At 61.5% G+C, this 25,875-nt stretch carries 19 protein-coding genes; 14 read left to right on the plus strand and 5 right to left on the minus strand.

What is annotated here, in order from left to right:
* Positions 1-185: 185 nt before the first annotated feature.
* Both JFN93_RS04095 and JFN93_RS04100 read right to left on the minus strand, forming a co-directional pair.
* Positions 186-1,391: a glutathione-independent formaldehyde dehydrogenase gene (locus JFN93_RS04095; RefSeq protein WP_199382724.1), complete on the minus strand. Its 1,206-nt coding sequence runs from the start codon at positions 1,389-1,391 to the stop codon at positions 186-188.
* A gap of 153 nt (positions 1,392-1,544) precedes the next feature.
* Positions 1,545-1,736: a hypothetical protein gene (locus JFN93_RS04100; RefSeq protein WP_199382725.1), complete on the minus strand. Its 192-nt coding sequence runs from the start codon at positions 1,734-1,736 to the stop codon at positions 1,545-1,547.
* A gap of 818 nt (positions 1,737-2,554) precedes the next feature.
* Here JFN93_RS04100 and JFN93_RS04105 point away from each other — a divergent pair.
* The gene (locus JFN93_RS04105) at positions 2,555-7,084 is read left to right on the plus strand and encodes a glutamate synthase-related protein (protein WP_199382726.1); all 4,530 of its coding nucleotides are present in this window, start codon (positions 2,555-2,557) and stop codon (positions 7,082-7,084) included.
* A gap of 133 nt (positions 7,085-7,217) precedes the next feature.
* Here JFN93_RS04105 and JFN93_RS04110 read toward each other — a convergent pair whose 3' ends face one another.
* Entirely contained in the window at positions 7,218-7,535 is a 318-nt protein-coding gene (locus JFN93_RS04110; RefSeq protein WP_199382727.1) for a hypothetical protein, read from the minus strand.
* A 278-nt stretch (positions 7,536-7,813) separates the two neighbouring features.
* Here JFN93_RS04110 and JFN93_RS04115 point away from each other — a divergent pair, with 278 nt between their 5' ends.
* From JFN93_RS04115 to JFN93_RS04160, 10 genes are all read left to right on the plus strand, one after another.
* Complete coding sequence (locus tag JFN93_RS04115; protein ID WP_199382728.1) at positions 7,814-10,171, plus strand: 3-hydroxyacyl-CoA dehydrogenase/enoyl-CoA hydratase family protein; 2,358 nt, start codon at positions 7,814-7,816, stop codon at positions 10,169-10,171.
* Between the two features lie 91 nt (positions 10,172-10,262).
* A complete protein-coding gene (locus tag JFN93_RS04120) occupies positions 10,263-11,444 on the plus strand; it encodes an acetyl-CoA C-acyltransferase (protein WP_199382729.1) in 1,182 nt (393 codons plus the stop codon).
* 158 nt (positions 11,445-11,602) lie between these two features.
* The gene (locus tag JFN93_RS04125) at positions 11,603-13,381 is read left to right on the plus strand and encodes an acyl-CoA dehydrogenase family protein (RefSeq protein ID WP_199382730.1); all 1,779 of its coding nucleotides are present in this window, start codon (positions 11,603-11,605) and stop codon (positions 13,379-13,381) included.
* A 160-nt stretch (positions 13,382-13,541) separates the two neighbouring features.
* Complete coding sequence (locus JFN93_RS04130; RefSeq protein WP_199382731.1) at positions 13,542-14,483, plus strand: MBL fold metallo-hydrolase; 942 nt, start codon at positions 13,542-13,544, stop codon at positions 14,481-14,483.
* Positions 14,484-14,760: 277 nt separating this feature from the next.
* The gene (locus JFN93_RS04135; RefSeq protein ID WP_236021527.1) at positions 14,761-15,471 is read left to right on the plus strand and encodes a DUF3793 family protein; all 711 of its coding nucleotides are present in this window, start codon (positions 14,761-14,763) and stop codon (positions 15,469-15,471) included.
* A 109-nt stretch (positions 15,472-15,580) separates the two neighbouring features.
* On the plus strand, positions 15,581-15,844 hold the full coding sequence (locus JFN93_RS04140) for a FeoA family protein (RefSeq protein ID WP_199382733.1): 264 nt from the start codon (positions 15,581-15,583) through the stop codon (positions 15,842-15,844).
* Positions 15,841-16,071 (plus strand): FeoA family protein, encoded by a 231-nt coding sequence (locus tag JFN93_RS04145; RefSeq protein WP_199382734.1) that lies wholly within the window; start codon positions 15,841-15,843, stop codon positions 16,069-16,071. Before JFN93_RS04140 ends, JFN93_RS04145 begins: the two co-directional genes overlap by 4 nt.
* A gap of 29 nt (positions 16,072-16,100) precedes the next feature.
* Positions 16,101-18,311 (plus strand): ferrous iron transport protein B, encoded by a 2,211-nt coding sequence (feoB, locus tag JFN93_RS04150; protein WP_407931868.1) that lies wholly within the window; start codon positions 16,101-16,103, stop codon positions 18,309-18,311.
* A gap of 1 nt (position 18,312) precedes the next feature.
* Positions 18,313-18,441, plus strand: a complete 129-nt coding sequence (locus JFN93_RS04155; RefSeq protein WP_199382735.1) for a FeoB-associated Cys-rich membrane protein — start codon at positions 18,313-18,315, stop codon at positions 18,439-18,441.
* A 104-nt stretch (positions 18,442-18,545) separates the two neighbouring features.
* Positions 18,546-19,736, plus strand: coding sequence for a hybrid sensor histidine kinase/response regulator (locus tag JFN93_RS04160; protein ID WP_236021528.1), 1,191 nt, complete (start codon positions 18,546-18,548; stop codon positions 19,734-19,736).
* On the opposite strand, the gene JFN93_RS04165 is transcribed toward JFN93_RS04160, so the two are convergent.
* Positions 19,715-20,551 (minus strand): GntR family transcriptional regulator, encoded by an 837-nt coding sequence (locus JFN93_RS04165; protein WP_199382736.1) that lies wholly within the window; start codon positions 20,549-20,551, stop codon positions 19,715-19,717. The two genes, JFN93_RS04160 and JFN93_RS04165, sit on opposite strands and share 22 nt — an antisense overlap.
* A 491-nt stretch (positions 20,552-21,042) precedes the next feature.
* Between JFN93_RS04165 and JFN93_RS04170 the strand changes: the two genes are divergently transcribed.
* Entirely contained in the window at positions 21,043-21,822 is a 780-nt protein-coding gene (locus tag JFN93_RS04170) for an electron transfer flavoprotein subunit beta/FixA family protein (RefSeq protein WP_199382737.1), read from the plus strand.
* Positions 21,823-21,921: 99 nt separating this feature from the next.
* Positions 21,922-22,830, plus strand: coding sequence for an electron transfer flavoprotein subunit alpha/FixB family protein (locus tag JFN93_RS04175; RefSeq protein WP_199382738.1), 909 nt, complete (start codon positions 21,922-21,924; stop codon positions 22,828-22,830).
* On the opposite strand, the gene JFN93_RS04180 is transcribed toward JFN93_RS04175, so the two are convergent.
* Positions 22,827-25,001, minus strand: a complete 2,175-nt coding sequence (locus JFN93_RS04180; RefSeq protein WP_199382739.1) for a PAS domain-containing sensor histidine kinase — start codon at positions 24,999-25,001, stop codon at positions 22,827-22,829. The two genes, JFN93_RS04175 and JFN93_RS04180, sit on opposite strands and share 4 nt — an antisense overlap.
* A gap of 664 nt (positions 25,002-25,665) precedes the next feature.
* Here JFN93_RS04180 and JFN93_RS04185 point away from each other — a divergent pair.
* Positions 25,666-25,872, plus strand: coding sequence for a hypothetical protein (locus JFN93_RS04185; protein ID WP_199382740.1), 207 nt, complete (start codon positions 25,666-25,668; stop codon positions 25,870-25,872).
* The last annotated feature ends 3 nt before the right edge of the window (positions 25,873-25,875 follow it).

The following is a 25,875-nucleotide window of genomic DNA, read 5'->3' on the forward strand; positions in this document are numbered from 1 at the left end:
GCGGCAGCCTTGGCTGTTGAACGAGAAGCCCTTATGCATATGTCTCCATCGCGACAGGAATGTCGCTCCTACCGGGGGAACCGGAAGGTTTCCCCTCGAAAAAATCCCCATCACCTAACGGAAGATTAAAAATAAGGGGTGCGCCGAAAGCGCACCCCCTTTTCACGCCAGCCATCTCGACCATCCTACCCGTTCGGTTTCAGGACGATCTTCGTGTACTCGGCACCTTCGCCGGTACCGCGCTGGACGAACTTCTCGTAGGCCTCGGGGCCGTTTTCCAGGCGCAGCTTGTGGCTCACGAACTTGCCCGGCATCAGCTGCCCCTGGACGATCGCATCACGCAGCAGGGCATTGTAACGTTTTACCGGAGCCTGCCCCGTTTCGATCTTGATCCCTTTTTCCCAGAGTGCTCCGAGCGGCAGGGTGAAATGCCCCTGCCTGGCGTTTTGGTCTACCCCACCGGGGTCCCCCTTGAAGTAGACGCCGATGAGACCGATGGAACCCGTGGCGTCGACCAGGCGGGCCAGATCCTCGATCACCTGTACCGGCCGTTCCTGGTTCGGGTCCGGCCTACCAATGGCCTGGTACCCGACCGCATCGATGCCGCACAGCACCCCGGCCATTTTTTCCTCGCCGGGACGGAGCGACTCCCGGATCGCCTTGTTCTCGCTGCGCAGCTTGAGGATCGCTTCCACCGGATCTCCTTCCGTGAAATTGATCGGCACCGCACCAAGTTCCGCCACTTTTCTCAGCCGGACCTCGGAACGGTCTACCACGTAGACTTCGGCCGCACCTCTGAGAAAAGCCGACATGGCCGCCATGTAACCTACCGGCCCCGCGCCGAAGACGGCGACCGAAGAACCCGGAATCACGTCAGCCATGATCGTGGCGTGGTACCCGGTCGGCAGGACGTCGGACAGCATGATGAAGTCCTCCTCCCACCGGTCGCCCGGGGTCCCGGGGAGCTTCAGACAGTTGAAATCGGCGAACGGCACGCGCAGCAGCTGCGCCTGCCCCCCGCGATAAGGTCCCAGGTCGGCATAGCCGTAGCCGCCTCCGGGAGAAGCAGGGTTGGTGGTGAGACAGGCGTTCACGAACCCGCGGACACAGTTGAAGCAGGCGCCGCAGCTGACGTTGAAGGGGAGGGAGACGCGGTCACCCACCTTGACCAGTTGCACGCCGTTGCCCACTTTCTCAACCACTCCCATCACCTCGTGGCCGAAGATCATCCCCGGCTGCGCGGAGGTCCTTCCCTCGTACATATGCAGGTCGCTGCCGCAAATCGCCGCGGAGGTCACCCGAATGATGGCATCCCCATCTTGTTCCACTACGGGATCAGGCACCTCCTGCAACTCCATCCGCCGTATCCCGGTAAAAACCAGGGCTTTCATAATGACTCCTTCGCCTGGGGAACCCTTCCAGTCAGGCTTTCCCCCGGCTTGATGTTGGTTGTTCGCTTCGTTTCCCTCCCGATATAAAAATGGCTTGCCGCACCCCATGGGCCGCCGACAAGCCATATCTGCAAGGTCTCAACTTTCATCCTTTCAGGAAATCGAGCGGTTAACGGCCACCGCCGCCACCGCCTGCGCCGCCACCGGCGCCTCCGCTACCGCCGGTGCCGCCGGTCCCAGTACCGCCCATGCCGCCGGTGCTACCTCCGGTACCCGTGCCAAAGCCGCCCGTTCCGGTTCCGGTTCCGGTACCTGTACCGGTGCCGCCGGTACCGGTGTTGCCACCGGTGCCAGTCCCGAAAGTGCCGCTGGTGCCGGTGTTACCTCCGGTTCCCGTTCCCGTGCCCGTGCCGAACGTACCGCCGGTACCCATTCCGGTCCCCGTATCGGTACCTATGCCGGTCCCGGTGCCGGTCCCCGTGGTCCCGGTACCCATACCGTTACTGGGGGGTACGTTTGAGGTGCCGGTTGTGCTATTGGGGCCCCAAATGCCCATGTTGTTGGTATCGGTACCTCTCCTGGTCGTGGTGGGCCCGTTTATCGTACTATCCTGGTTGGTCGTGCTGCCGCCGGTCCCGGACCCGCTCGTCATTCCTGACGTGCTGCCGGTTCCCCATGAAACGGCATGGGTCGGCGTAATCGTCAATCCAGTAAAGCCGACGACCGCAACGGTAGTTACCAGTATCCTTCTGACCGTTTTCATAAAGACAACCTCCCGCCCCGGTTAACCTGTTGGAATTACAGGGGCAATGACCACAAGCCCATTATAGCATCGCGGAAAAATAACCAGTATGTTCTTATTCATGTTCATGACCCGTCCTTCTCTTAGTTCCCATATTGCCCCAACCGCGGGGAAAGCTCCTCGTTGGCACTAATGGCCGAAGGGAACAGTTCTATTGAAATCATCACTTCCAAGACTGAAGGATCTCCAGCCGCACCAGGGTCAGAATCAATCAGCACCACTTCGAGGTACTATCAACTCGCCAATTGTTGCGACTTTGCAACTTGCCGCAGCTCCACTCGTCTGATATAAGGTTTTGGTTCAAAGAAAATATTAGAGTCCCCGTTTCTTCCAGCGGAACAATACCCCCCGAGGAGCAGTCATGAAGATTTCCGATCGTGATCCGTCCGGTCTTATGACAGCCGAGCGCGATGCCTGTGCCATTATCTGCTACGTCGACAAATCGGGGAGGGCCACTCATGGCAATGTCCAGCGTACCATCGAGGCGCTGGTGAAGATGGGGCACCGCGCCGGTGAGATCAACGGGGAAGGGGATGGTTGCGGCATTCTCACCGACATTCCCCGCAAGATCTGGAACGAGGTGCTGAGCGGCGAAGGTCATCCTCCGGGGATCGCCTACGAGGGAGGTTTCGCGGTGGGGCACTTCCTGATCGCGAAGCATCTTCTCGGCCTGCACCCGGAGCTGCAGGCGACTATCCTCAAACGCTGCCAGGACGCTGGGCTCGAGGTGCTGGGCCAGCGCCCGGCGCCGGTACGGAGCGAGGTCCTGGCCGCCGCGGCGCGGCAGAGCGAACCGCTGGTCTGGCAGGTTGCCCTGCGCTGTCCGGATCCCAAGGACGCCTTTCGGACCCTGTACCGGCTGCAGATCGAGCTGGAGCAGGAGTTCCCGATCCACGTCGCCTCCCTTTCCGGCGACGTCGCCGCCTACAAGGTGCACGGCGCGCCGGAGATCCTCCCCCGCTACTATCCCGAGTTGAAACGCCGCGATTTCCTCTCCTCGGCCACCATCGGCCACAGCCGCTACTCCACCAATACCCTGCCGACCGTGCTGCGGGCCCAGCCTTTTTCGCTTCTGGGACACAACGGTGAGATCAACACCATTGCCCGGCTGCGCGAGGAGGCGCGGATGCTCGGCATCGTGCTCCCGGTGGAGGGGAGCGATTCCCAGGACCTGAACCGCACCCTGGAAGGGTTGATGGCGCTTTTCGGCCTGAACCTCTTCGAGGCGATGGAGATGGTCTTCCCCCCTATCTACAGCGAAATGGACCGGATGGAGCCGGAACTGAATGCCCTTTACCGCTGGTTCCGCCACTTCCTGTCCGCCAGCGCCCAGGGGCCGGCGGCCATCATCGCGCGGCACGGCGACCGCTGCGTCTTCAGCGTCGACGCCATGGGACTGCGCCCGTTGTGGGTAGGGGAAACCGATCAGGAGATTTTCGCCAGCTCCGAGCTGGGGGTGGTCCCCCATGAAGAGATCGTGAGCGATCCCAAGCCGCTCGCCCCGGGCGAGAAGGTCGGGCTCCAACTGGTACCCGGTGAACGCCCGCGCCTTTTCGAGCACCATGGCCTGCGCCGCGAGGTGTACGAAACCTTCCGGCGGCGCACCGGGCTCACCGCCCATGCCCGCTCGCTGCAGAGCTTTGCCTCGCGGCGCGGCCCCCGTAACCCCAATCCCATCAAGAGCTGGACGAAAACGAACAAGCTGGTCCGGGAAAACCTCCTTTCGGCGCTGGCCTGGAAGTCGACCGACGTCCAGAACCTGAAGGATATGGCGCGCAACAGCGAGGACCCGATCACCTCGCTCGGTTACGACGGCCCGTTGGCGGCTCTCAGCCTATCCCGGCAAAACCTCTCCGACTATTTCAAGGAACAGGTCGCCGTGGTGACCAATCCGGCCATCGACCGGGAACGGGAGGCGGAACACTTCTCGACCCGGGTGATGCTCGGGGCGCGCTGCGCGCTGAAAGGAGCCCCCGATGCCGCACTGGAACTTCCGAACCCCCTCCTTTTGGGAGGCGGTCGCTTCGTAAGCCCCGGCGGGGCTGAAATCCAGGCTGCCGAGCTTGACAGCTTCACCCTGGAAGACGTCTTCACCCGTTTCGGGAAAAAAAGCCTCGCCCTGTCCTGCAGCATCCGGCAGGGGGAATCGCTGCAGCAGGCCCTGGACCGGCTGGTCGAGGAAACGGTGATTGCCGTTTGCAACGGGATCCGCCTGATCCTCCTGGATGATGCCGACGTCTTTACCCGGGGAAGCGATTTTCTCGATCCCTATTTGGTCGTCGCGGTTCTCCACAAGGCTCTCAAGGAGACCACCCAGGTCGAAGGCGAAAGCCTGCGCCGCCGGGTTTCCCTGGTGCTCCGGTCCGGGGCGCTGCGCAATCTGCATGATCTCATCTTTGCCTTGGGGATGGGCGCCGACGCACTTTGTCCCTATCTCATGTGGGAACAGGCCGAGGAGGAATCCAACGGGGTGGCGAACCTTTACGGAGTCCTGGTGCGCGGGCTGGAAAAGGTGATTTCCACCATGGGGACTCATGAAATCGGCGGCTACGGCAAATATTTCGCCTCGATCGGGCTGTCGCGGCAACTGGCTGAGAGCTTCGAGACCCCGAATTTCTGCGGCTCCTACGAAAGGGGGGTGACCCTCGAAGCACTGGAAGAGGAAAGCCGCAGCCGCACGGCGGTCGCCCGTCGGCGCGATAAGGAGCCGATCCCGGTGCAGTTCCGCCTCTACCCGCGGATCTGGAAGATGGTGGGGCAGGTGGCGAAGATGGAGGAAAGCTACGCCGACCTCTCGAAGATGATCCAGCAGTTCGAGGTGGAGCATCCGCTGGCGATCCGGCACCTGATCGATCTGCGTTACCACGACGAGTTGAGTGTGGATCCGGATGACGTCGACACTTCGGTGGGGGGGCACGACCTGCCGATTCTCTTCTCCGCGATGAGTTTCGGGTCGCAGGGGGAGACCCCGTTTCGCATCTATGCGGAGGCGGCGCGGCGCCTGAACATCGTCTGCATGAACGGCGAAGGGGGAGAAATCGCCGACATGCTCGGGCGTTACCGGAAAAACCGCGGCCAGCAGATCGCCTCCGGGCGTTTCGGCGTCTCCATGGAGTTTCTCAACTCGGCGGACGTCCTGGAAATCAAGGTGGGGCAGGGGGCCAAGCCGGGCGAGGGGGGGCATCTCCCCGGCTTCAAGGTGACCGCGAAGATCGCCGCGGCGCGCCATGCCACGCCGGGCGTGTCGCTCATCTCCCCTTCCAATAACCACGACATCTACTCGATTGAAGACCTGGCGCAGATCATCGAGGAGCTACGCACCGCCAATCCGACCGCACGTATTTCGGTAAAGGTCCCCGCGGTCGCCGGGTTCGCCACCATCGCCCTCGGCATCGTCAAGGCCGGGGCCGACATCATCACCATCAGCGGCTACGACGGCGGCACCGGTGCAGCGCGCAAGCATGCGGTGAAATTCGTGGGGCTCCCCGCGGAGATCGGGGTCCGCGAGGCGCACCGGGCGCTGGTGGGAGCCGGAATGCGGCAGCGCGTGGAGATCTGGGCCGATGGTGGCGCCCGCACCGGCCGGGACGTTTTGAAGCTGATGCTGCTCGGTGCCAACCGGGTCGGTTTCGGGACGCTCCCCATGGTGATCATCGGCTGCACGGCCTGCCGCGGCTGCCACCTCGGGACCTGCCACGTCGGTATCGCGACCCAGATCGAGACTCCGGAAGAGGCGCAGGAGCGCGGCTTGCGGCGTTTCGTGCCCCGCGTGCTCGAAAACGGGGTGATCTACGAGACCACCTTCTTCCGGGCGATGGCACGCGAGATCCGCATCCTGACCGCCAAGCTCGGGTTCCGCAGGACCCAGGATCTGGTCGGGCGCGCCGATCTTCTGGTTCAGAACCGGGAACAAAGCCGTCTCGACCTGGAGCATCTCCTGGCGCCGGTGGTGAACAGCACTGCCGCTCCTGCGGAGAACGAGGTCCGCATCATCCGCAAGCCGCTCAATTACCTGACCTCGCTGATCTCCGGACTGGTCGGCAAAGCCTTTGCCGAAGGGGAAGAGCGGGTCCGCTACGACGATGACAGCGCGACCAGCTCGGACCGCGCCATCGGCACCCACCTCGCCGGCACCATGGTGCGCGGCTGGGCGGAAGGGACCTTCGCCGGCACCTGCCAGGCCCTCTTGCATTTCCATCGCGATTCGATACCGGGTAACGGCCTCGGTTCCTTCATCATGCCCCAGATCGCGATACGGGTCGAAGGGGGTGCCCAGGATGGGGTGGGCAAATCCATGGGGGGAGGGAAAATCGTCATCCTCAAAGGGGAAAACCGCAACGGTACCCGGGTCGGGGGCTCGGTGGGGAAAGGGCTTGCCTACGGTGCCACCGCGGGCACCCTGATCGTCCAGGGGGACGCAGACAGCCGGGCCTGCATTCGGCTTTCCGGAGCGGACGTGGTTCTCGGGGGGAGAATCCGGATGCCGCTTGACGATTCACTGGGCAACGTGGCGGGGCGTGCCAATCTCAAGGGGTTTGCCTTCGAATACATGACGGCGGGAAGGGCGGTGGTGCTCGGAGACCCCGGCCCCTGGCTCTGCTCGGGGATGACCGGGGGGACCGTCTACTGCCATCTGGACCCGGAAATGGGGCTGGACCGTGAGGCGCTGCGCCGCCGGCTGGCACGGGGGGCCGGGGTGGAGATCCGGGATCTCGAGGAGGAGGATGTGACCCAGGTGGAGGAGCTTTTGGGGAAATACCGCCGGGAACTGTTGCATTCCCACCAGGAGGAGGAGAGCGACTGGCTTTCCGAGGCGATGGCCCACACCAGGGGCCGATTCGTCAAGATCGTGCCGGAGCAGTCCCTGGTGATGCCGAAAAGCACGGAATAAAACGAAGAAGGGGCGCCGCAAGCTGCGCCCCTTCTTCGTTTTACGGAATCATCCTCCACTACCGGGTCGGGCCTGGATACCTCCCTTTGGCAAGGGGGGGCTGGGGGGATTTTGCCTTAGTTGTTTTCAGGCATTACTTCCCGAATGCCTGCAAAAACTGCTGCAACATGAGCGGATTGTTGGTCTTGATCTTCCCGCCGATAAAGTCGAGCAGCCCCGGGCGGTAGCCTTCGAACCAGATCTTTCGGAACATCTCCTCGCTGGTCTGACAGGTGCAGTCAGGGCTTTCCACCGTTTTGCCGCGCTCGAAGGCAGATGATTCGCCATCGACGGTAGCGGTTGCGCCGTGGGATCCCATCTGGAAGTAGAAGGTGGCTTGGGCGGAAAAAACGCCTTTTTTAAAGGATTTTCCGAGCTCGGTAATAAGGGTATCGATAACGTCCGGGGTCATGAAAAAGTCAGCTCCTATTGCAATTGGGATTTTGGTTTGCGGAGAGGGACTCGCACCTGGGGTGCATCCGAGCTTTGCGAGCATGCTGCGGCGGGGGATTGCTGCAGGGGCGTAGCATCGGGGGCTATCCTGTGGATCTAGCGTCCAAACCGGGATAGTTGTGCCTCGAAGGCGGATATTATGGTAGCATAAGCCAACGTGTCAAGCTGAAAGGTCAGCAATTTTGCGGTTTCTTCGGCCGACGCCGTCGGCCGGGTTGGTGGTTCAAAGGAGGCGCGATGAAAAGAATCGATAAAGTCGCCGTTTTGGGCTCGGGAGTCATGGGGAGCGCCATCGCGGCGCACCTTGCCAATGCCGGGATTTCCGTACTCCTTCTCGATATGGTTCCTCCGGCCACCGCTCCCGGAGCCGAGGGCCGAAGCCGCCTTGCCGAAACGGCGGTGCAGAACCTCGCCAAGCTGAAGCCCGCCCCTCTTTTCCTATCGGAATACAGCACCTGGATCGAGACCGGGAACTTCGAGGACGACGCGCCCCGGCTCAAAGAGTGCGACTGGGTGATCGAGGCGGTGCTGGAAAATCTTGCCGTAAAGCAGCATGTCTTTACCCACGTCGTCGTTCCCAACCTCAAGGAGGGGGCGATCCTCTCCACCAATACCAGCGGCCTGTCGGTTGAGGCCATGGCCCAGTTCCTCCCGGAAGAGCTTCGCACCCGCTTCCTGGTGACCCACTTCTTCAATCCCCCCCGTTACATGCGCCTCATGGAGATTGTTCCCGGCAGGAAGACGAGTCCGGAAACCGTTTCTGGATTGGCGCGGTTCATCGAGGCCCGCCTCGGCAAGGGGGTGGTGTACGCCAAGGACACCCCGAACTTCATCGCCAACCGGATCGGAACCTACGCCGGGGCCAACGCGGTCAAGCACATGCTGGAGATGGGTTTCAACGTCGAAGAGGTCGATGCGCTCACCGGCCCGGCGCTGGGGCGGCCCAAGACGGCAACCTTCGGGCTTTGGGATCTGGTCGGCATCGACACCGTGGCCCGGGTCTGCGCCAATACCTACGAGCTTCTTCCCAACGACGATGAACGGGACATCTTCCGCATTCCTGACTTCATCACCAAGATGGTCGCGGCGGGACAGATCGGGAAAAAGGCGGGGCAAGGGTTTTACCAGCGGCAAACCGTGGAAGGAAAGAGCGTGAAGTTCTTCTACGACCACCGGACCGGGGGCTATCTCCCCACTGCCAAGCCTTCCTTCCCCTCGGTTGGGGCCACCAAGCAACTCGATCTTCCCGCCGAGCGGATCCGGACCCTGATCGGCGACAACGATCGCGGTGCCGAATACGCCTGGAAGACCTTGCGCGATACCCTCATCTACGCCGCAAAACGAATCCCGGAAATCTCGGACGACATCGCCAACGTCGATAATGCCATGAAGTGGGGATACAACTGGGAACTCGGCCCGTTCGAGACCCTTGACGGGATCGGCGTGGCAGCGTTTGTGGCGCGTGCGGATCGGGAAGGGATCGCCATCCCGGAATGGCTGCGGGGGGTGGAGCGGTTTTATAAGATCGAAGGGGCGAAAAGGTATCAGTTCAACCCGGCCGCGGGTGCCTTTCAGGAAATCCCGGTCGCACCCGGCACGGTGTCGCTCACCCTGCTTAAGGAAGCCGGCAGGACCGTGGAACGCAACCCCGGCGCATCTCTCATCGACCTGGGCGATGGCGTTTTCTGCGTGGAATTCCACGGCAAGATGAACACCATCGGTCCCGATGTCATGTCCATGATCGGCAAGGGGATACGCAGGGCAGAGGAAGAGGGGATTGGCCTCGTTATCGGCAACGAGGGGAGCCTTTTTTCGGCCGGGGCGAACCTGATGCTCCTTGCCATGGCGATCGCGGAAGGGGAGTACGATGACGTTGCCATGATGGTCAAGGGTTTCCAGAAGGCGATGATGGGTATCAAGTACGCCAAGGTCCCCGTGGTGGCGGCCCCGCACCAGCTCGTCATGGGGGGCGGGTGCGAGACCTGTCTGCATGCCGACGCCATGGTCGCCCATGCCGAGACCTACATGGGGCTGGTCGAAATCGGGGTCGGACTTTTGCCGGCCGGCGGCGGCACCAAGGAAATGGCGCTTCGTGCGATTCGGATGGCCGATGAAAACGGCGCCGACGTTTCCCCCTTCATTTTCAAGAACTACCAGACCATCGCCATGGCCAAGGTCAGCACCTCTGCCGCCGAGCTCTTCCGGATGGGGATGATGCGTCCCGGTGATGCGATCTGCATGAATCTCGACCGGCGGCTGCACGACGCGAAGTTGAAGGTGATCGACCTGGCCGCGAACTATCGCCCGGGGCGTCCCGTCACCGGGATCAAGGCCCCCGGCCGCAGCTATGCGGCCAGCATGAAGACCCAGCTCTGGAACCTGGTGCAAGGGGGCTACATCTCCGAATATGACCGCTACCTTGCCTCGACCATCGCCGACGTCATCACCGGCGGGGATGTCCCCGGCGGGACGCTGATCACCGAAGAGTACCTTCTCGACCTGGAACGCGAGGCGTTTCTGAAACTGTGCGGCCAGAAGAAGACCCTGGAACGGATTCAGCACATGCTGAAGAAGGGAAGACCGCTGAGGAACTGATCGGCGAAGGGGAGGGGAATGGCTGCGCCAGGAAGAACGGCAGTCGTCTCTGACATGTATTAGGCATCGGTTGCCGTTGGAGGAAATGATCATGGCAAAAGCGTACATTCTGGAAGCGGTCCGAACCGCCGGCACCAAGGCCAACCGGGGTAAGTTGAAAGAGGTCCGCCCGGACGACCTGGCTGCGGCCGCCATCCGCGGCCTGATGCAGCGCACCGGCGTCGATCCGGCAGAAATTGACGACGTCATCATCGGCTGCGCCTTTCCCGAGGCGGAGCAGGGGATGAACCTCGCGCGGGTTGCTCTTTTCAAGGCGGGCCTTCCCTACCAGGTTCCGGGACAGACCGTCAATCGCTTCTGCTCCTCGGGGCTTCAGACCATCGCGCTGGCGGCGGAACGGATCATGGCCGGGTTCGCCGACTGCATCATCGCCGGGGGGGCCGAAAGCATGAGCCTGATCCCCATGGGGGGGAACAAGTACAGCGCCAATCCCGGCCTGGTAGCGTCCTGGCCGGAGACCTATGCGTCCATGGGGATTACCGCCGAACTGGTGGCCCAGCGCTACCAGGTCTCCCGCGGGGAGCAGGACGCCTTTGCCGCGGCCAGTCACGCCAAGGCGGCGGCCGCTATCGAACAGGGGAAATTCCTCGATGAGATCGTCCCCGTGGAGGCGGAGCGGTGCCATCTGGTCCAGGGGAAAATGCAGCGATCGACCGAAACGGTGCTTCAGGATGACGGCGTGCGCGCCGATACGACGGTGGAGACGCTGGCCAAGCTCAAACCCGCATTCAAGGCCAATGGAACGGTAACTGCCGGCAACGCCTCCCAGATGACCGACGGGGCCGCCGCGGTGATGGTGGTTTCCGAGGCCTTTTTGAAAAGGTTGGCTAAGGAGCCGCTGGCGCGCTTTCTGGGATTCGCGGTCCGCGGTGTGCCGCCTGAGATCATGGGGATCGGTCCTATCGAGGCGGTCCCTGCGGCGCTGAGACTTGCCGGCCTCAACCTTTCGGATGTGGGATTGTTCGAGCTGAACGAGGCGTTTGCCGCCCAGTCGCTTCCCTGCATACAGGAGCTTGGGCTCGACCCGGCGCGGGTGAACGTGAACGGCGGCGCCATTGCGCTGGGGCATCCGCTGGGCTGCACCGGAGCGAAGTTGACCGCTTCGATTTTGCGGGAGATGCACCGGAGCGGTACCCGGTTTGGCTGCGTTACCATGTGCATCGGCGGCGGGATGGGCGCAGCCGGCATTTTCGAGGCCGGCCGCGGAGATTGATTAAGCATCGGGTGTGATGAAATTCGCGCCAGGAATTGCGTTCCCACAGCAGGATCACCGGTTCACCTACGTCCCCTCTCCTTCAATGAGTGGGATAGGGTGAGGATGGGGGGGCTGATGATGGGGGTTCATGATAAAACCGATCAGTGAGGTGGCAAATGGCGAAGCGACTTTTTAATGGTGCGGAATTCCTGATCACCGAGACCTCCCCGGCGGACGTTTTCACCCCCGAGGAGTTTTCCGACGAACAACGCCAGATTGCCCAAACGACCGAGCAGTTCGTGATCAACGAGGTCCTGCCGCTGCGCGAGCGGATCGAACACCAGGAATTCGGCCCGGTGGTCGACCTGATGCGTCGTTGCGGCGAGCTGGGCCTGCTGATGATCGACGCGCCCGAAGAGTACGGCGGCCTGGAGCTCGACAAAACGACCAGTATGCTGGCCGCGGAAAAGATCGCCTCGTCCGGGTCGTTCTCCGTGGTTTACGCGGCGCACACCGGTATCGGGACGCTGCCGCTGGTCTACTATGGGACCGCAGCGCAGAAGGAAAAGTACCTCGGCAAAATCATCAGCGGCGAATGGATCGCTGCCTACTGTCTCACCGAACCCGAATCCGGAAGCGATGCCCTGGGCGCCAAGGCCTCGGCGGTCCTTTCCGACGACGGCAAATACTACCTCCTGAACGGCACCAAGCAGTTCACCACCAACGGCAGCATTGCCGACATCTACACCATCTTCGCGAAGGTGGACAAGGAGAAGTTCACCGCTTTCCTCGTGGAGCGGACCACGGAGGGGCTGTCGGTCGGCCCGGAGGAAAAGAAGCTCGGCATCAAGGGCTCCTCGACCACCCAGATCATCCTGGATAACGCCAAGGTGCCGGTGGAGAACGTCCTAGGTGAGATCGGCAAGGGACACAAGATTGCCTTCAACATCCTTAACGTCGGGCGGCTCAAGCTCGGCGCCGCCGTCGTGGGCGCCGCCAAGAAGGCGATAGGGGAGGGGATCCGCTACGCCAACCTGCGCAAGCAGTTCGGACGGACCATCGGTTCCTTCGGCGCCATCAAGGAAAAGATCGCCGACCGCTGCGCGGACATCTTCGCCGCTGAGTCCCTGGTTTACCGGATCACCGGGATGATCGACGACCGGCTCGCCACCCTTCCCCAGGGAGCGCCGGACTACTACGTCGCCTACCAGCAAGCGGTCGAGGAATATGCCATTGAATGCGCCATTGCCAAGGTCTACTGCAGCGAGGCGCTTGCCCAGGTTGCCGACGATGTGGTACAGATCTTCGGCGGCTACGGCTTCATCCAGGAATACCCGGCCGAGGCGTACTACCGGGACGAACGGATCAACCGGATCTTCGAGGGAACCAACGAGATCAACCGCCTGCTGATCCCGGGAATCATCCTGGAAAGGACCATGAAAGGGGCAATACCCCTCCAGAGCAAGGCGATGAAGGCCTTTGAGGCGCTGATGTCCCCTTCGTTCGAGGAGGCCGACGACACCGTTGCCTTTGCTGCCGAGAAAAGGGCCGTCGCCAATCTGAAACAGGCTTTCCTGGTGGTTGCGGGGAATGCGGCGCAGCGCTACCAGGCGAAGATCCGGGAAGAGCAGGAATTGCTGCTCGCCCTGGCCGACATGGTGCTGAACATCTTTGCCATGGAAAGCGCGCTGCTTCGTGGGGAGAAGATGCTGCAGGGGGCCAGCGAGGCCAAGCGCGACGCCGTGGCGGCTGCGGTCACCGTCTGTACCTTCGAGGGGAACGAGAAGGTAGCCAAAGCCGCGAAAAAGGCGGCTTTCTATGCCGCCGAGGGGGATACCCTCACCATGATCCTTTCGGGGATCCGGCGCTATACCAAGTACCTCCCGGCAAACCTGCTCCAGGCCAAGCGGACGCTGGCGAATGCCGCGCTGGAGGCGGAAAGATACGTCTTCTAAAATGACGGGGAACCCCATCCTCACCCTGTCCCTCCCCTTGTAGGGGAGGGGACGTGTAGCCGGCGGGCTGTAAATAGTCGCTGGTACTGTTTCTCGTTGCTCTTCAGCAAGAATAAAGAAAGGATGCGCCGGCCCTGCGGCCGGCCTTATTTTTTGCCTCATGATCCAGCACACCGTACCCACCCCGTATGTCGTCGGCGAAGCCCATTACTACAGCACCGAAATAAAAGGCGAACTGGTACTCTTCGATACCGGGCCCCCCACCGAGGACGGCTTGGCTGCGCTGAAGCGCAACGTCGACCTCAAACGTCTCAAGCACGTTTTCATCACCCACTGCCACGTCGACCATTTCGGGCACGCCGGTTACCTGGAAAAGCACACCGACGCCCAGATCTACATCCCGCGCCGTGATGCCGTCAAAGTCTGCCGTTCCCACGAGCGACGGGCGGCCCTGGTGGACATCCTCGTCGAGGCGGGGTTTGACGCCGAGTTTGCCCAAGTCCAGCGGAAAATCTCCATCGAAAGCCATCTGGCCGCGGTTCCGCTGGAGCGTTTCCACATCGTGGAGGAGTCGCAGGAAGTCCTCGACCACCTCGGCATCACCTACCTTTCCTGCCCCGGGCATTCCCAGGCCGATACCGTCTACCTTCTGGACGGCGCCGCGGTGACCGGCGACCTTCTGCTGCGGGAGATCTTCCAGAATCCGGTCCTGGAAGTAGACCTAAAAACCTTCTCCGGGCGCTACCGTAACTATGCGGCTTACTGTAGCAGCCTACCGGCGCTGGCGTCGCTGGAGGGAAGGGAGATCCATCCCGGACACCGGGACCACGTCGACGGCGTCCGCGACACGATCCTCTTTTATGTCCGAAAGCTACTGGAGCGGGCGGCCAAGGTCCGCCCCTATGCACACCTGGAAAAGCCGGCCGAAATGATAAGCCAAATTTTCGGGGACGGCCTGGACCCGTTTGTTAAGTTCATGAAGGTGTCAGAAATCTTCTTCATGCGGGACTTCCTGGCAGAGCCGGAGCTGCTGAGAGAGTCACTTAAGGAAATCAGTCTGTTAGACCTACTTGCCGAGCTTTATGGCCGGGCCGTGGATTGACAGAGAACAAAGAAAGAGAGTAGGGGCGAATCGGAAAACGCCGATTCGCCTTTTTTTTCGCTTGACTAAATCGAGCATCTCCTTTACAAGCTGATAACAGTTTTCAATTTCGATTATGCCGGGCTGCCATCCTATCTCCGGCTCTTCCACTTAGAGTTTTTACCTCCATCTGAATCGTTTCCGCCGGGGCGGTACTGTCTCGGCTAAATGAAAATGAATGTCCATATCCGCTATCCGCCGCATGCTTATCGGCGGAAATGACTGAAAGGAGATGCGCATGGCGACGACAGCCGGTAATGCTGGAGCCCACCTTTCTGCCCCGACATCGGCACGAGCCGGATGGCAGGAATTTTCTCCCCTTTTCCCCGACGAGCAGGAATGCCTCGCCTCCTTTCTCGCCCTTGAATGCGCCGAGGTTCTGGCCGGGGCCAAGCCTGCCAATATCCTGAGCCTCGCCGACAAGCCGCGGCCCTGCGGCCGCAATCTCTACCGCCTCTGGCAAAAGCATGGGGCGGAGCTCCTTTCTAAAAGCGATCTCAGCGCGCGGGTGCTGGCCGACCGCGGCTCATCGATCCTGATCATCTTTTTCCGCCCCGATACCCTGGCCGGGCTGCTGCAGCGCAGGGACGTGGCCACGGTTCTGGGGAAGGCCGGTTATCCGGCAACCCAGGACCCGGACCAGGCGCTGGGCATCTTGCAGTCGAGAATGACGGGCGGGGAATTTCCCCATGAGGTCGGCGTCTTCCTCGGCTACCCGCTCAAAGACGTGGTCGGATTCATGGGGTGGGGGAAGCCGCGTTTCACCTGCCAGGGACCCTGGAAAATCTACGGAGATCCGACCCCGAGTCTGCAACTTGCCGAAACCCACCGCGCCTGCCGATGTCTCATGTCCTCTCGGCTGGCCGCAGGATGCAGCCCGCTCGATTGCCTGCACGGCTGTCAGTTTCAAGAGCACCTCGAAAACCGCTTTTCCAGGCTCGCTGCCTGAAAATGAATATCAACACCGGTTAGCTGCTGCCGGATTTCAGAAAGAAGGCCTTAGGGCCGCGCCAACCGGTTGACGTACACGACAATCGATCGATGGAGGAGACAAGAAGATGATGCCTTTGGGACTGCTGGGTGTGGGTGAACATGGCGAGATCGCGGAAATCAGGGTGGCACCGACCCTTTGTTCCAGCGGCTGCGGCAACGAGCGTGGCAAATGTGACTGTCGAGTGGAGGATTTGGGCATCCGGGTGGGGAAGATGGTCGAGATGCTGCGCAATGCAGGAGGGCCGATCCTGCTCAAGGTGGACGAGTCCCGCCTGGCCCTGGACCGAGCCCTGGCAATGAAGATCATGATCAAGGAGGTGGCAAAATGACGAATCTTTCGATGCTCAAACCGGGAGACCGGGCGCTGATCAGCAACATCGGCACCAAGGGAGCCTTGAGGAGAAGGCTCATGGACATGGGGGTGCTGGTCGGTGAGGAGATCAGGGTCGAGAAGGTGGCGCCTTTGGGGGACCCGATCGACATCAAGATCAAGAGCTATCATCTTTCGCTGCGCAAGACCGAGGCGGAGGAAATCGGTGTGGAGGTGGTGCAGTGAAAAGTGTGGTGCAGCTTAAAGACGAGGTAGTGGCCCCGGCGGACGGTTACCGTGATGCCACGGTGGATTCCGGTGCCCGGCGCGTGATCACCGTGGCGGTTGCCGGCAACCCCAACGCGGGGAAGTCCACCCTGATCAACGCCATTGCGGGTTCCCGGCTCCACGTCGGCAACTGGCCCGGCGTCACCGTGGAGAAGAAGGAGGCCTCCTTCGAGCACCAGGGGACGCGGATCCGGTTGGTGGACCTGCCGGGGACCTATTCGCTCTCGCCCTACACCCAGGAAGAGATCATCGCCCGGGACTACCTGGTGCAGGAGCGTCCCGACCTGATCCTCAACGTCGTCGACTCCACCAACCTGGAGCGCAACCTCTACCTGACCGTCCAGATCCTGGAACTCGGAATCCCGGTGGTGATGGCGCTCAACATGAGCGACGAGGCGCAGGAAAAGGGATACCGGCTCGACGTGAAGGGGATCGAAGAAATGCTCGGTGTCGTTGCCGTCCCGACTGCAGCCACCCGGAAATCGGGCCTGGACCAGCTGCTGGAGGCGGTGGTGGCGACCGCCGCCGCGCCTAAGCTGCGGCGCCCGAAAAAACTCAACTACGGCTACGACATCGAAACGGCCGCCGAGCTGCTGGCCCGCGAACTGGCGCTGGAGTCCGCACCGCTTCTGGAGCGGTTTCCCGAACGCTGGCTGGTGCTCAAAATCATGGAGCGTGACGAGCATGTGCTGCGCCAGGTGAACTTCGGCGACGAGGCCCTTTTGGAGCGGGCCCTGCATCACCTCCGCTCCGAGCACGGTGACGACGTGGAATCCCTGATGGCCGAGGCACGCTACGGTCTCGCCTCGGGGCTGACCCGCGAGGTGCTGCGCAAGCCGGAACTGAAGAAGACCGAGCTGACCGAGAAGATCGACCGGGTGGTTTTGAACCGCTTCCTCGGGATCCCGATTTTCCTCGGGGCCATGTGGCTCATGTTCAAGCTCACCTTCGACCTCTCCAAGCCTTTCGGGGACTGGATCAACGACATGACCGGCGGCCCGTTCAAGCACTGGGCCTCCATCCTGCTGGGCGCGATCGGGGCCCCGGACTGGACCGTCTCCCTCGCGACCGAAGGGGTCATCTCCGGCGTCGGTTTCGTCCTGGTCTTCGTGCCGGTTATCTTCCTGATGATGTTCTTCATCACCTTCCTGGAGGGGAGCGGCTACATGGCCCGCGCCGCCTTCGTCATGGACCGCGCCATGCATGCGATCGGGCTGCACGGCAAATCGTTCATCCCGATGCTTTTGGGCTTTGGCTGCAACGTCCCGGGCATCTACGCGACCCGCACCCTGGAGAACCCGCGCGACAAGGCGCTCACGGCGCTGCTCATCCCGCTCATGTCCTGCGGCGCACGCCTGCCGGTCTACGTCGTCTTCACCGGCGCCTTCTTCCCGCGCAGCTCGGGAACGGTGATCTGGTCCCTTTATGTTATGGGGATCGCGCTTGCCATCGTGATGGGGCTCATCTTCAAGAAGACCCTGTTCCGCGGCGAGGCCCCGATGTTCATCATGGAGCTTCCGCCGTACCGGATGCCGTCCTTGCACAGCCTCTGCGTGCATACCTGGGAGAAAGGGAAGCACTTCCTGATCAAGGCCGGGACCTACATCTTCGCCGTCTCGGTACTGGTATGGTTCCTGCTGAACCTCCCCTGGGGGGTGGAGAACCGGAAGGATTCCTACCTGGGGCAGGCGGGACAGGTGATGGCGCCGGCTCTCGCCCCGCTCGGCTTCGGCACCTGGCAGGCCGCCTCCTCCTTGATCACCGGGGTGATCGCCAAGGAGATCGTGGTCGGCACCATGGGGGAGATCTATGCCCCCAAGAAGGAAGAGGCCAAGCAGGAGTTCAAGCCCTTTGGCGAGGAAGTAAAGGAGGTCGCCGTCTCCTTCGGCAAGGCGTGCCGGGAATCGGTCAGCAACGTGGTTTCCACCTTCGGCATCACCAGCCTGGACACCCAGGAAAAGGAGGAACGCTCCGCCCTCAAGGGGATGGTGCTGAAAACCTTCACCCCGCTCACGGCCTATGCCTTCATGGCCTTCGTCCTGCTGTACATGCCCTGCATGGTGGTCGCCTTTGCGATGCGCCAGGAATTCAACGGTTGGAAATGGTTCGGCGTCGCCTTTGCCTACCAGACGGTCCTCGCCTGGGGCATGGCGTGCCTCATCTACCAGGGGGGGACCCTCCTTGGCCTGGGAGGTTGAGATGGGTTTTAGTGATCTGGTAATCGCTGCGGTGCTGGTGGTCGGCTGCTGTTACATCCTGTACCGCTCGTTGTGGCAGAAAAAAGGGCACTGTCCCGGATGTGACGGAGGTTGTGACCGCTCTCATTGAGACAGCCCATTAAAAAGAGCTTCTCTTTCCGGGCCAGATGTGTATAACTAGTTGATGCCCGTCCCGGGAAAACTCAGGAACCGGCAAGGGGGAAGGGAGGTTCAATGAAGGGATTTTCGGAGCATCCACGAGTCCTGGTCGTCAATGATGACGCCGACACCCTCCAGCTTTTGACTCAGGCGCTGCACGATGGCTTTTCCCTGGTACTCGCCAATGACGCAAGCCGGGGGTGGGAACTCGCCCATGGCGCCCCCCCCCCGGATCTCATTCTCATCGACGCCGTCCTGCCCGGCATGGACGGCGTCGAGCTCTGCTCCCGGCTGAGCTCGGAGTTTCCTGCCACTCCCATCCTGGTCACCGCTACCAAGCCCGATTCCGGACTGGAACTGCGCGCCCTCCAAGCGGGATGCGCCGACTTTCTGGCCGGTCCGTTGCTCCCGGAACTCATCCGCCTGAAACTGCAACGCCAGTTGGCCCGGAAAAACGCCGCGGTCAAAGCGGCCGCTCCCGCCACGTCGCCAGGTTCCCCTCGAGTTGCGGCCGGTGTTTCGCGGCCGACAGACGCTGCGGCTGAAGTGAAGCGGTTGACCGCGGAGCTTGAGCGGCAAAAAGAAGCCCTTGCCGAGGTAGCCGGCGAACTGCAGACCTTCAGTTACTCGATTTCCCACGACCTGCGGGCACCGCTGCGCCACTTGGTCGGTTTCAGCAACGCCCTTTTGGAAGACCACCGCGCCGACCTCCAGGGGACGGCCCTGATGTACCTCGACTGCATCGCCAAGGCGGCGCGCAAGATGGAAGCCCTGGTCGATGCCCTGCTCACCCTGTCCCGCGTGGGAGCCCAGGATATGGCTCCGACCCAGATCGATCTCAGTTTCATGGTCCGGGAGTGCGTCATGGCGTTGCAGGCTGCTGATCCCCAGCGCCCGGTCGAACTCCGCGTTCAGGAAAACCTCCTCGCCCATGGCGACGCCCCGTTGATGCGGACCGCGCTCAAACAGCTTCTGGAAAATGCCTTCAAGTTCAGCGGGAAAAAGGACCGGACGGTCATCTCGTTCGGCAGAAGGGAAGGGGATGGGGGGGCTTACTTCATTTCCGACCACGGGGCCGGCTTCGATATGCAGTACGCGAGCCGCCTTTTCGGTCCGTTCCAGCGCCTGCACCAGGAGGGGGAATTCGAGGGTGTCGGGATCGGCCTCGCCGTGGTGCAGCGGATCATTCGGCGCCACGGCGGGCGGGTTTGGGCCGAGGGGACGCCCGGTGAGGGCGCGACCTTCTATTTCACGCTTCCTGCCTGACCTTCCGAGTGGCGGTCGGCCATCCCGGCCGACGGTCCCACCGGTGCGAGGAAGCCGCGTCCGTAGTCATGGGGGCGGCACTTATCGTAGCGGCACTTCTCCCGGCATTCCCGGAACTTCTCCGGTTCTTCCATAAGGCTCGATTCCGCACACTCCTGAAACGTACTCAGACGCTGCCGCATTGCGGTGCGCGTGATCAGTTCGGCCTTCTCGGCGTCCCCCTCCATCGCTGCCTGGAGGAGGTCCTTGTAGTAGGCCTTGGTCAGGGTCCGGATCTCCTGCTTGGCGAAGAACTGGCGCCGCATCCGGCTGTAGAGGTGCTCGGAGCTGTTCATGATCAAGGGATAAATCCGGTTGCCGGACAGGATCGCCAAGGTCAGGTGCAATTCCCAGTCGTAGCGGGCGATGGCGGTGCCGCTGTCGGTGATTTTCTTGGCGCGCATCAGGAACTCGACGACTCGGCTGCTGTTGTTCTCGATCGCTTTGCGGGCGTAGTCGGGAGCGAACTGCACGCGCAGCTCCAGGATGTGGATGGCGAGGTCCACGGGGAAGGTCTCGCTGTTTCTCTCGATGGAAGCGAGGAGGTCCAAATCCCCCTTCGACCAGAAGTCGTTCACGACGGTGGCATGACGCTGCTGTTTGGAGATCCATCCCGATTTTTCCAGCTGCTGCAGGGCTTCCCGCACCGTAGCACGGCTTACCGAGAACTTTTCTGCCAGATCCCGTTCACTTTCCAAGGCACTCCCCGGGGGAACCGCTCCGCTCAACAGGCTGTTTACCAGGCAGCGCTCAATCTTTTCATGTGACCTTTTCATCTTTACCTTCCCCGGTATCCGGTCCGGGACGCCCTGCGGCGCTCCCCGGATGGAAACCTCATTGCATATAACATAGTTGTATTTGAAGCATGATGGCCGCGCGGATGTGACCTGGGTGCAGATGGCACGATGGTTCCGTTTTCCCTACCTTGGGGGTAGGGTTGAGCCTACAAAAGGTCGTTTTGAACGACCCTGATCAGTGCATCGGAATTTAAACAATGTTCTAAGATAAATCAATAGAAATTACAAGAGCAGGCCCTTTTGTGATGGAAAATAACGACATGACGTTATGTATGTGTTTTATATCTGACGAAAAGGAAAGACTCGGGAGCCAACTCTCCCTTGCCAGAGGGCGGGGAAGGCGGTTATTATTAATGAGAAGGCGGGATTTTCCCCTTGGGGGAGAATGATTAATTAATAGGTTGATTGGGCCCGGTTCTAAGGTTAATGTGCTACATCCGCACCGATAGAGGCGGAAAGGGAGGCCGAACATGAAACTGCTGGTATGCGTGAAACAGGTTCCCGATCTGGAGTCGCGGTTCAAACCCGATCCGTCGGGGCAATGGTATTCGGAAACCGATCTCGCTTTCCGCATCAACGAGTACGACGACTATGCCGTGGAGCAGGCGGTGCGGCTTCGGGAGCAGTTGGGCGATGCGGCCGAGTTGACCGTGCTCTCGGTGGGGCCGGACCGGGTGGTGGAGGTCCTCAAAAAGGCGCTGGCCATGGGGTGCGACCGTGCGGTGCACGTGCAGGATCCGGCGCCGCATTTGAAAGACCCCTGGCAGATCGCCTCGATCATCGCGGCCTATGCCCGCTCGCAGCAGTACGACCTCATCTTCACCGGTTTCCAGTCCCAAGACCGCGGTTCGGCCCAGATAGGCCCCACCATCGCGGAACTCCTCGGTTATGCCTGCACCACGACCCTCGTGGGCTTCTCGTTTGCCGACGGAGTGGTCACCGCTACCCGCGAATTGGAAGGAGGTCTCAAGGGAGTGGTCAAGATGAAGCTCCCGGCGCTGGTCACCTGCCAATTGGGGCTCAACGTCCCCCGGTATCCGACCCTGCCCAACATCATGAAGGCCAAGAAAAAGGAGCTGGAAACGGTCCCGGTCGCGAACCTCTTGCAGGAGGAGACCAGGATTGCCACGGAGAGCTTCTACGCCCCCGAGAAAAAAGGCGGGGGAATGGTGCTGGAAGGTGACGTCACCGAACTCGTGAACCGGGTCTACGCCATTCTCAAGGAGAAGACGCCGGCACTTAGACAATGATTAATGACCAATGAACGATGAACCAGTAACGCCCTCGCCTGGAGTGGGGGGCACGCAAGGCAACGGCACCTGATAAGCCGGTCTGGCTGGGGAGGATATATGAAAGCGCTGCTGATCGGGGAATCCCGGGAAGGTAAACTGCTCGAATCCACGTACGAACTCGTCGGCTTCGCCCGTCAACTCGGCGCCGACTCCGCGATGTTCCTGGTCGGCGACCCGGGCCGGTTGCCGGGCTATGCCGGCAAGCTCTACCTCGCCGATGTCGCCCAGGCCGGCGAATACCAGCCGGATCTGCACAAAAAGCTCATCCTGGACGCGGTGGAAAAGGAAAATCCGGATCTCGTCGTTTTCCTCCATTCTTCCTACGGATGGGACCTTGCCCCGCGAGTCGCGGTACGGCTGGGGGTGGGACAGGTATCGGAGGTCATCGGGTTCAAGGAGGGCGGGTTCGAGCTGGGGGCGTGTAACGGGAAGATGCGTCGGGCCGTCAAGCTGCAGGGGAGGGTGGTCGTCACCATTCAGGCGGGCGCTTTTGCCGCGGCACCGGCGGAAGGAAGCCCCCAGGTGGAGCCGCTTAAGGAGAGCGCCGTCTCCCTGGTGGAGTTTGCCGGCTACCAGCCGCCGGAACCAAAGGATATCGACCTCGCCCGCGCCGAGATCATCGTGAGCGCCGGGCGCGGCGTCGGGAAGAAAGAAAACGTCGAGGTGATTGCCGCCCTGGCGAAGGCTCTGGGCGGAGAACTCGGCGCCAGCCGCCCGGTCGTTGACGCCGGGTGGGTCGAACACAGCCACCAGGTTGGGACTACCGGGCAGACGGTAAGCCCCAAGCTCTACATCGCCTGCGGCATCTCCGGCGCCATCCAGCATCTGGCCGGGATGAAAAAATCCGGCTTCATCCTGGCCATCAACAAGGACCGCGAGGCACCCATCGGTGAGATCGCCGATGTCCTGGTGGTGGCCGACGTGCTGCAGTTCGTTCCCGCGCTTACCGCCAAGATTGCCGGCTAGTATTCCGCTGCGGCAGCCAGACCGGGGCGACCTTCGTATTTCGTTTTCGGCTTGTCCGGAAGCGTGAAAAAGAAGGTCGCCCCTTCGTTTTCCACCCCCTCCGCCCAGACGCAACCGCCGTGCCGCTGCACGATCTTCTTCACCGTGGCGAGGCCGATCCCGGTCCCCTCGAATTCCGCCCCGTGCAGCCGCTGGAACGGCTGGAACAGCTTGTCCGAGTAGGACATGTCGAAGCCGACCCCGTTGTCGCGCACGAAGAAAGCGTTTTTCCCCTTGATCTGGGCTCTCCCGAATTCGATCCGTGCCGTTGGCACCTTGGAGCTGTATTTCATCGCGTTTTGCATCAGGTTTTCCAGGACCAGACGCACCAGTACGCTGTCCCCCTTGGCGGAAAGCCCTCCCGCGATGACGAAATCCACCGTCCGCTCCGGTTCGTTGGTCCGAAGCATTTCGGCAACCTCCTCGGCGAGGCGGCTGATGCTGAAGCTGTTGTGTTTCATTTCGGCGCGGCTCACCCGGGTCAGCATGAGCAGGTCGTCGATGAGCAGCCCCATCCGGCTGCTGGCGGCGCAGATCCGCTCCAGGTAGTGCTTGGCCTCCTTGGGGAGGTGGCTGCTGAACTCATCGATGAGCAGCGAGCTGTAACTGTTGATGTGACGCAGCGGCGCGCGCAGATCGTGGGAGACCGAGTAGCTGAACGATTCCATCTCCTGTTTGGCCGCGTCCAGCTGCGAGGTCCGCTCCGCGACCCGGCGATCCAGTTCGTCGTTCAGGGTGCGGATCGCCTCTTCCGATGCCTTGTGCTGGGTGACGTCCTGCACGGTTCCGATCAGGCGCCCCATCGGACCGGCATTATCCATCTGCACCTCGCTGAACTCGGCCACCCAACGCTCTTCACCGTCGCGGGGGCGGATGATCTTGTATTCCATCTCGAAACGCTGTCGGGCCGCCACCGCCGCGGAAAACCGCACGGCATAGGCTTCCCGGAAATCAGGGTGCACGGTGAGCAGAAAATCCTCTGTTGCGCCGGAATACCCCTGCGGCAGGCCGAAGATCTCCTGCATGGTGCTGGAATAGGTGCGGGTGTTGTCCTTGAGGTCCTGAACGTAGCTCCCCAGGTTGGCAATGCGCTGCCCCTCGGCGAGGAGCCAGGCGTTGTCCGAGAGGGCCTGCTCGTTGCTCTTGAGCTCGGTCACATCCTCGAAGGTGGCCACGATTCCGCCGATCTGGCCGTTTTCCTCCCGGAAAGGGGCGGCATTGAGGGAAAGGTGTACCGGCTCCCCCTCCGGACGCGGAATCGTCACGCAGTGGTTCAGGATCTGTTCCCCGCTCTCCAGGACCCGCCCGATGACCCGCTCTTTCACCGCGAGAAACGGGCCGGAATCCTTGCGTTCGCCGTAGGCCGTGCCCTGGCCGCTGTTGGGTTGTCCATCCCGGGAGAACCCGAGGATCTGCTCGGCACGAGGGTTCGTGAAGATGATCTCGGCCTGGCGGTTGATGAACATGATGCCCACCGGGCTGGTCAAGGTGATCAGCTCCAGGAGGTTGTGCTCCATGCGCAGCAACTCCTCTATCTGCTTGCGCTCGCTGATGTCGATGAAGGTCCCTACCATCCGGGTGGCCATCCCGTCGCGGTTCCGGCTGGTCGCCTTGCCGCGCACCAGGATCCACTTCCAGGTCCCTTTCTTGCTCTTGATCCGGAACTCCACCTCGAACGAGTCGATCTTCCCCTCGACGCAGTCCCGATAGGTTTCCCGGCCGCGGGCGAGGTCGCTGCAGTTCACGATGCTCAGCCAGTCGGTGCCGGCGTGCTGCTCGTCGCCGGCGTAGCCGAGCATCTCGAAGCAGCCTTGGCTGAAATAGCAGTTGTCCGTGCCGACCTCGAGGTCCCAAAGCCCGTCGTGGGTGGCATCCAGCGCGAGCCGGTAGCGCTCCTCGCTTTTTTGCAGTGCCGTCTCTGCGGCCGTTTTTCGGGTGATGTCGCGATTGCAGCCGAGATAACCGGTAATTTCGCCGCGTGCGTCCCGGATCGGGACCGCCGAACCATGAACCCACGCCAACGCGCCGGAATCGGTCAGGCAGCGGAACTCCCGGGACCACTCGGTTCCCGCTTCGAGCGCCTGCCGCCAGCTGCGGGCGATGCGCTGGCGCTCTTCGGGATGAAGAAACAAAGACGTGGCCGGTGCGGGGGATGAAATACCATCGGCACTGTGCAGGGTGGGCTGCAGGGGAAGGACTCTACCGCGCGCGTCGGCCTGGTATAGCCCAAGTCTCAGGGGAAAGAAAAACGCGGGCAGGGCAGGCTGTGCTTCATCCAGAGACGAGGTACTGTCCAACGACGACAGACTCAGGTTCGGAGCGTAAATGGCTTTGGTGGTGCCCGTAATCTTTTCTTGCGACATGACTTTCATACCAGCTCTCCCCTTTGAGAATAATGCGGGTTAGCCAAAACTGGACTGCGAGTCAGTGAGCAAGGAAACAGCTGTTATGTGAACTTTCTAACGCAGTCGCTACTATACAGGGAGTGGGTGCAGTTGGCAAGAGATAATTATAAATTAATAATATTATCACCCTGTGAGCAAGAACCACATGAGCCTTCTTTCATGGTGCCACTGTGCCTCAGCAATGCTCTAGCTTAGTTTTCGGCCTGAGAGAGACCGGGCGCACCGGCTGAGTACCTGAGGCGGTAACGAACGAAACGGGAGACTTGCCATGACCGCGACCGGATTGTGACTGACAGACCGGTGTTACCCCCGTGAGAGATCGGTTCAAAGAGATTGACGCGGGTAGCAGCGATACGGTAATTAAAGAGAAAAACAAGGCAAGGAGGAAAGGATGACTGAGACTGTCTGCCGTTGCGGGAAGACCCACACCGGCCATATCTGCATGCTGAAAAGCAAGGGACTTACCGAGGAGATCGCCCATATCACCGACCACCCGACGGTGGCCTGCTTTACCTGCGGTGCCGAAGCCAACGCCGCGGACAACGTCTGCGCACCGGTGCCCATCGAACCGGAGGATGGCGCGAGCTCCGCGTCCTAAGCT

Origin of the sequence: Geomesophilobacter sediminis (assembly GCF_016458275.1) — a bacterium.
GTDB lineage: Bacteria > Desulfobacterota > Desulfuromonadia > Geobacterales > Geobacteraceae > Geomesophilobacter > Geomesophilobacter sediminis.

Coding starts and splice junctions, on each gene's coding strand:
- JFN93_RS04095 (WP_199382724.1), bottom strand. CDS start 1,391: ATGAAAGCCCTGGTTTTTACCGGGATACGGCGGATGGAGTTGCAGGAG.
- JFN93_RS04105 (WP_199382726.1), top strand. CDS start 2,555: ATGAAGATTTCCGATCGTGATCCGTCCGGTCTTATGACAGCCGAGCGC.
- JFN93_RS04110 (WP_199382727.1), bottom strand. CDS start 7,535: ATGACCCCGGACGTTATCGATACCCTTATTACCGAGCTCGGAAAATCC.
- JFN93_RS04115 (WP_199382728.1), top strand. CDS start 7,814: ATGAAAAGAATCGATAAAGTCGCCGTTTTGGGCTCGGGAGTCATGGGG.
- JFN93_RS04120 (WP_199382729.1), top strand. CDS start 10,263: ATGGCAAAAGCGTACATTCTGGAAGCGGTCCGAACCGCCGGCACCAAG.
- JFN93_RS04125 (WP_199382730.1), top strand. CDS start 11,603: ATGGCGAAGCGACTTTTTAATGGTGCGGAATTCCTGATCACCGAGACC.
- JFN93_RS04130 (WP_199382731.1), top strand. CDS start 13,542: ATGATCCAGCACACCGTACCCACCCCGTATGTCGTCGGCGAAGCCCAT.
- JFN93_RS04135 (WP_236021527.1), top strand. CDS start 14,761: ATGGCGACGACAGCCGGTAATGCTGGAGCCCACCTTTCTGCCCCGACA.
- JFN93_RS04140 (WP_199382733.1), top strand. CDS start 15,581: ATGATGCCTTTGGGACTGCTGGGTGTGGGTGAACATGGCGAGATCGCG.
- JFN93_RS04145 (WP_199382734.1), top strand. CDS start 15,841: ATGACGAATCTTTCGATGCTCAAACCGGGAGACCGGGCGCTGATCAGC.
- JFN93_RS04155 (WP_199382735.1), top strand. CDS start 18,313: ATGGGTTTTAGTGATCTGGTAATCGCTGCGGTGCTGGTGGTCGGCTGC.
- JFN93_RS04160 (WP_236021528.1), top strand. CDS start 18,546: ATGAAGGGATTTTCGGAGCATCCACGAGTCCTGGTCGTCAATGATGAC.
- JFN93_RS04165 (WP_199382736.1), bottom strand. CDS start 20,551: ATGAAAAGGTCACATGAAAAGATTGAGCGCTGCCTGGTAAACAGCCTG.
- JFN93_RS04170 (WP_199382737.1), top strand. CDS start 21,043: ATGAAACTGCTGGTATGCGTGAAACAGGTTCCCGATCTGGAGTCGCGG.
- JFN93_RS04175 (WP_199382738.1), top strand. CDS start 21,922: ATGAAAGCGCTGCTGATCGGGGAATCCCGGGAAGGTAAACTGCTCGAA.
- JFN93_RS04185 (WP_199382740.1), top strand. CDS start 25,666: ATGACTGAGACTGTCTGCCGTTGCGGGAAGACCCACACCGGCCATATC.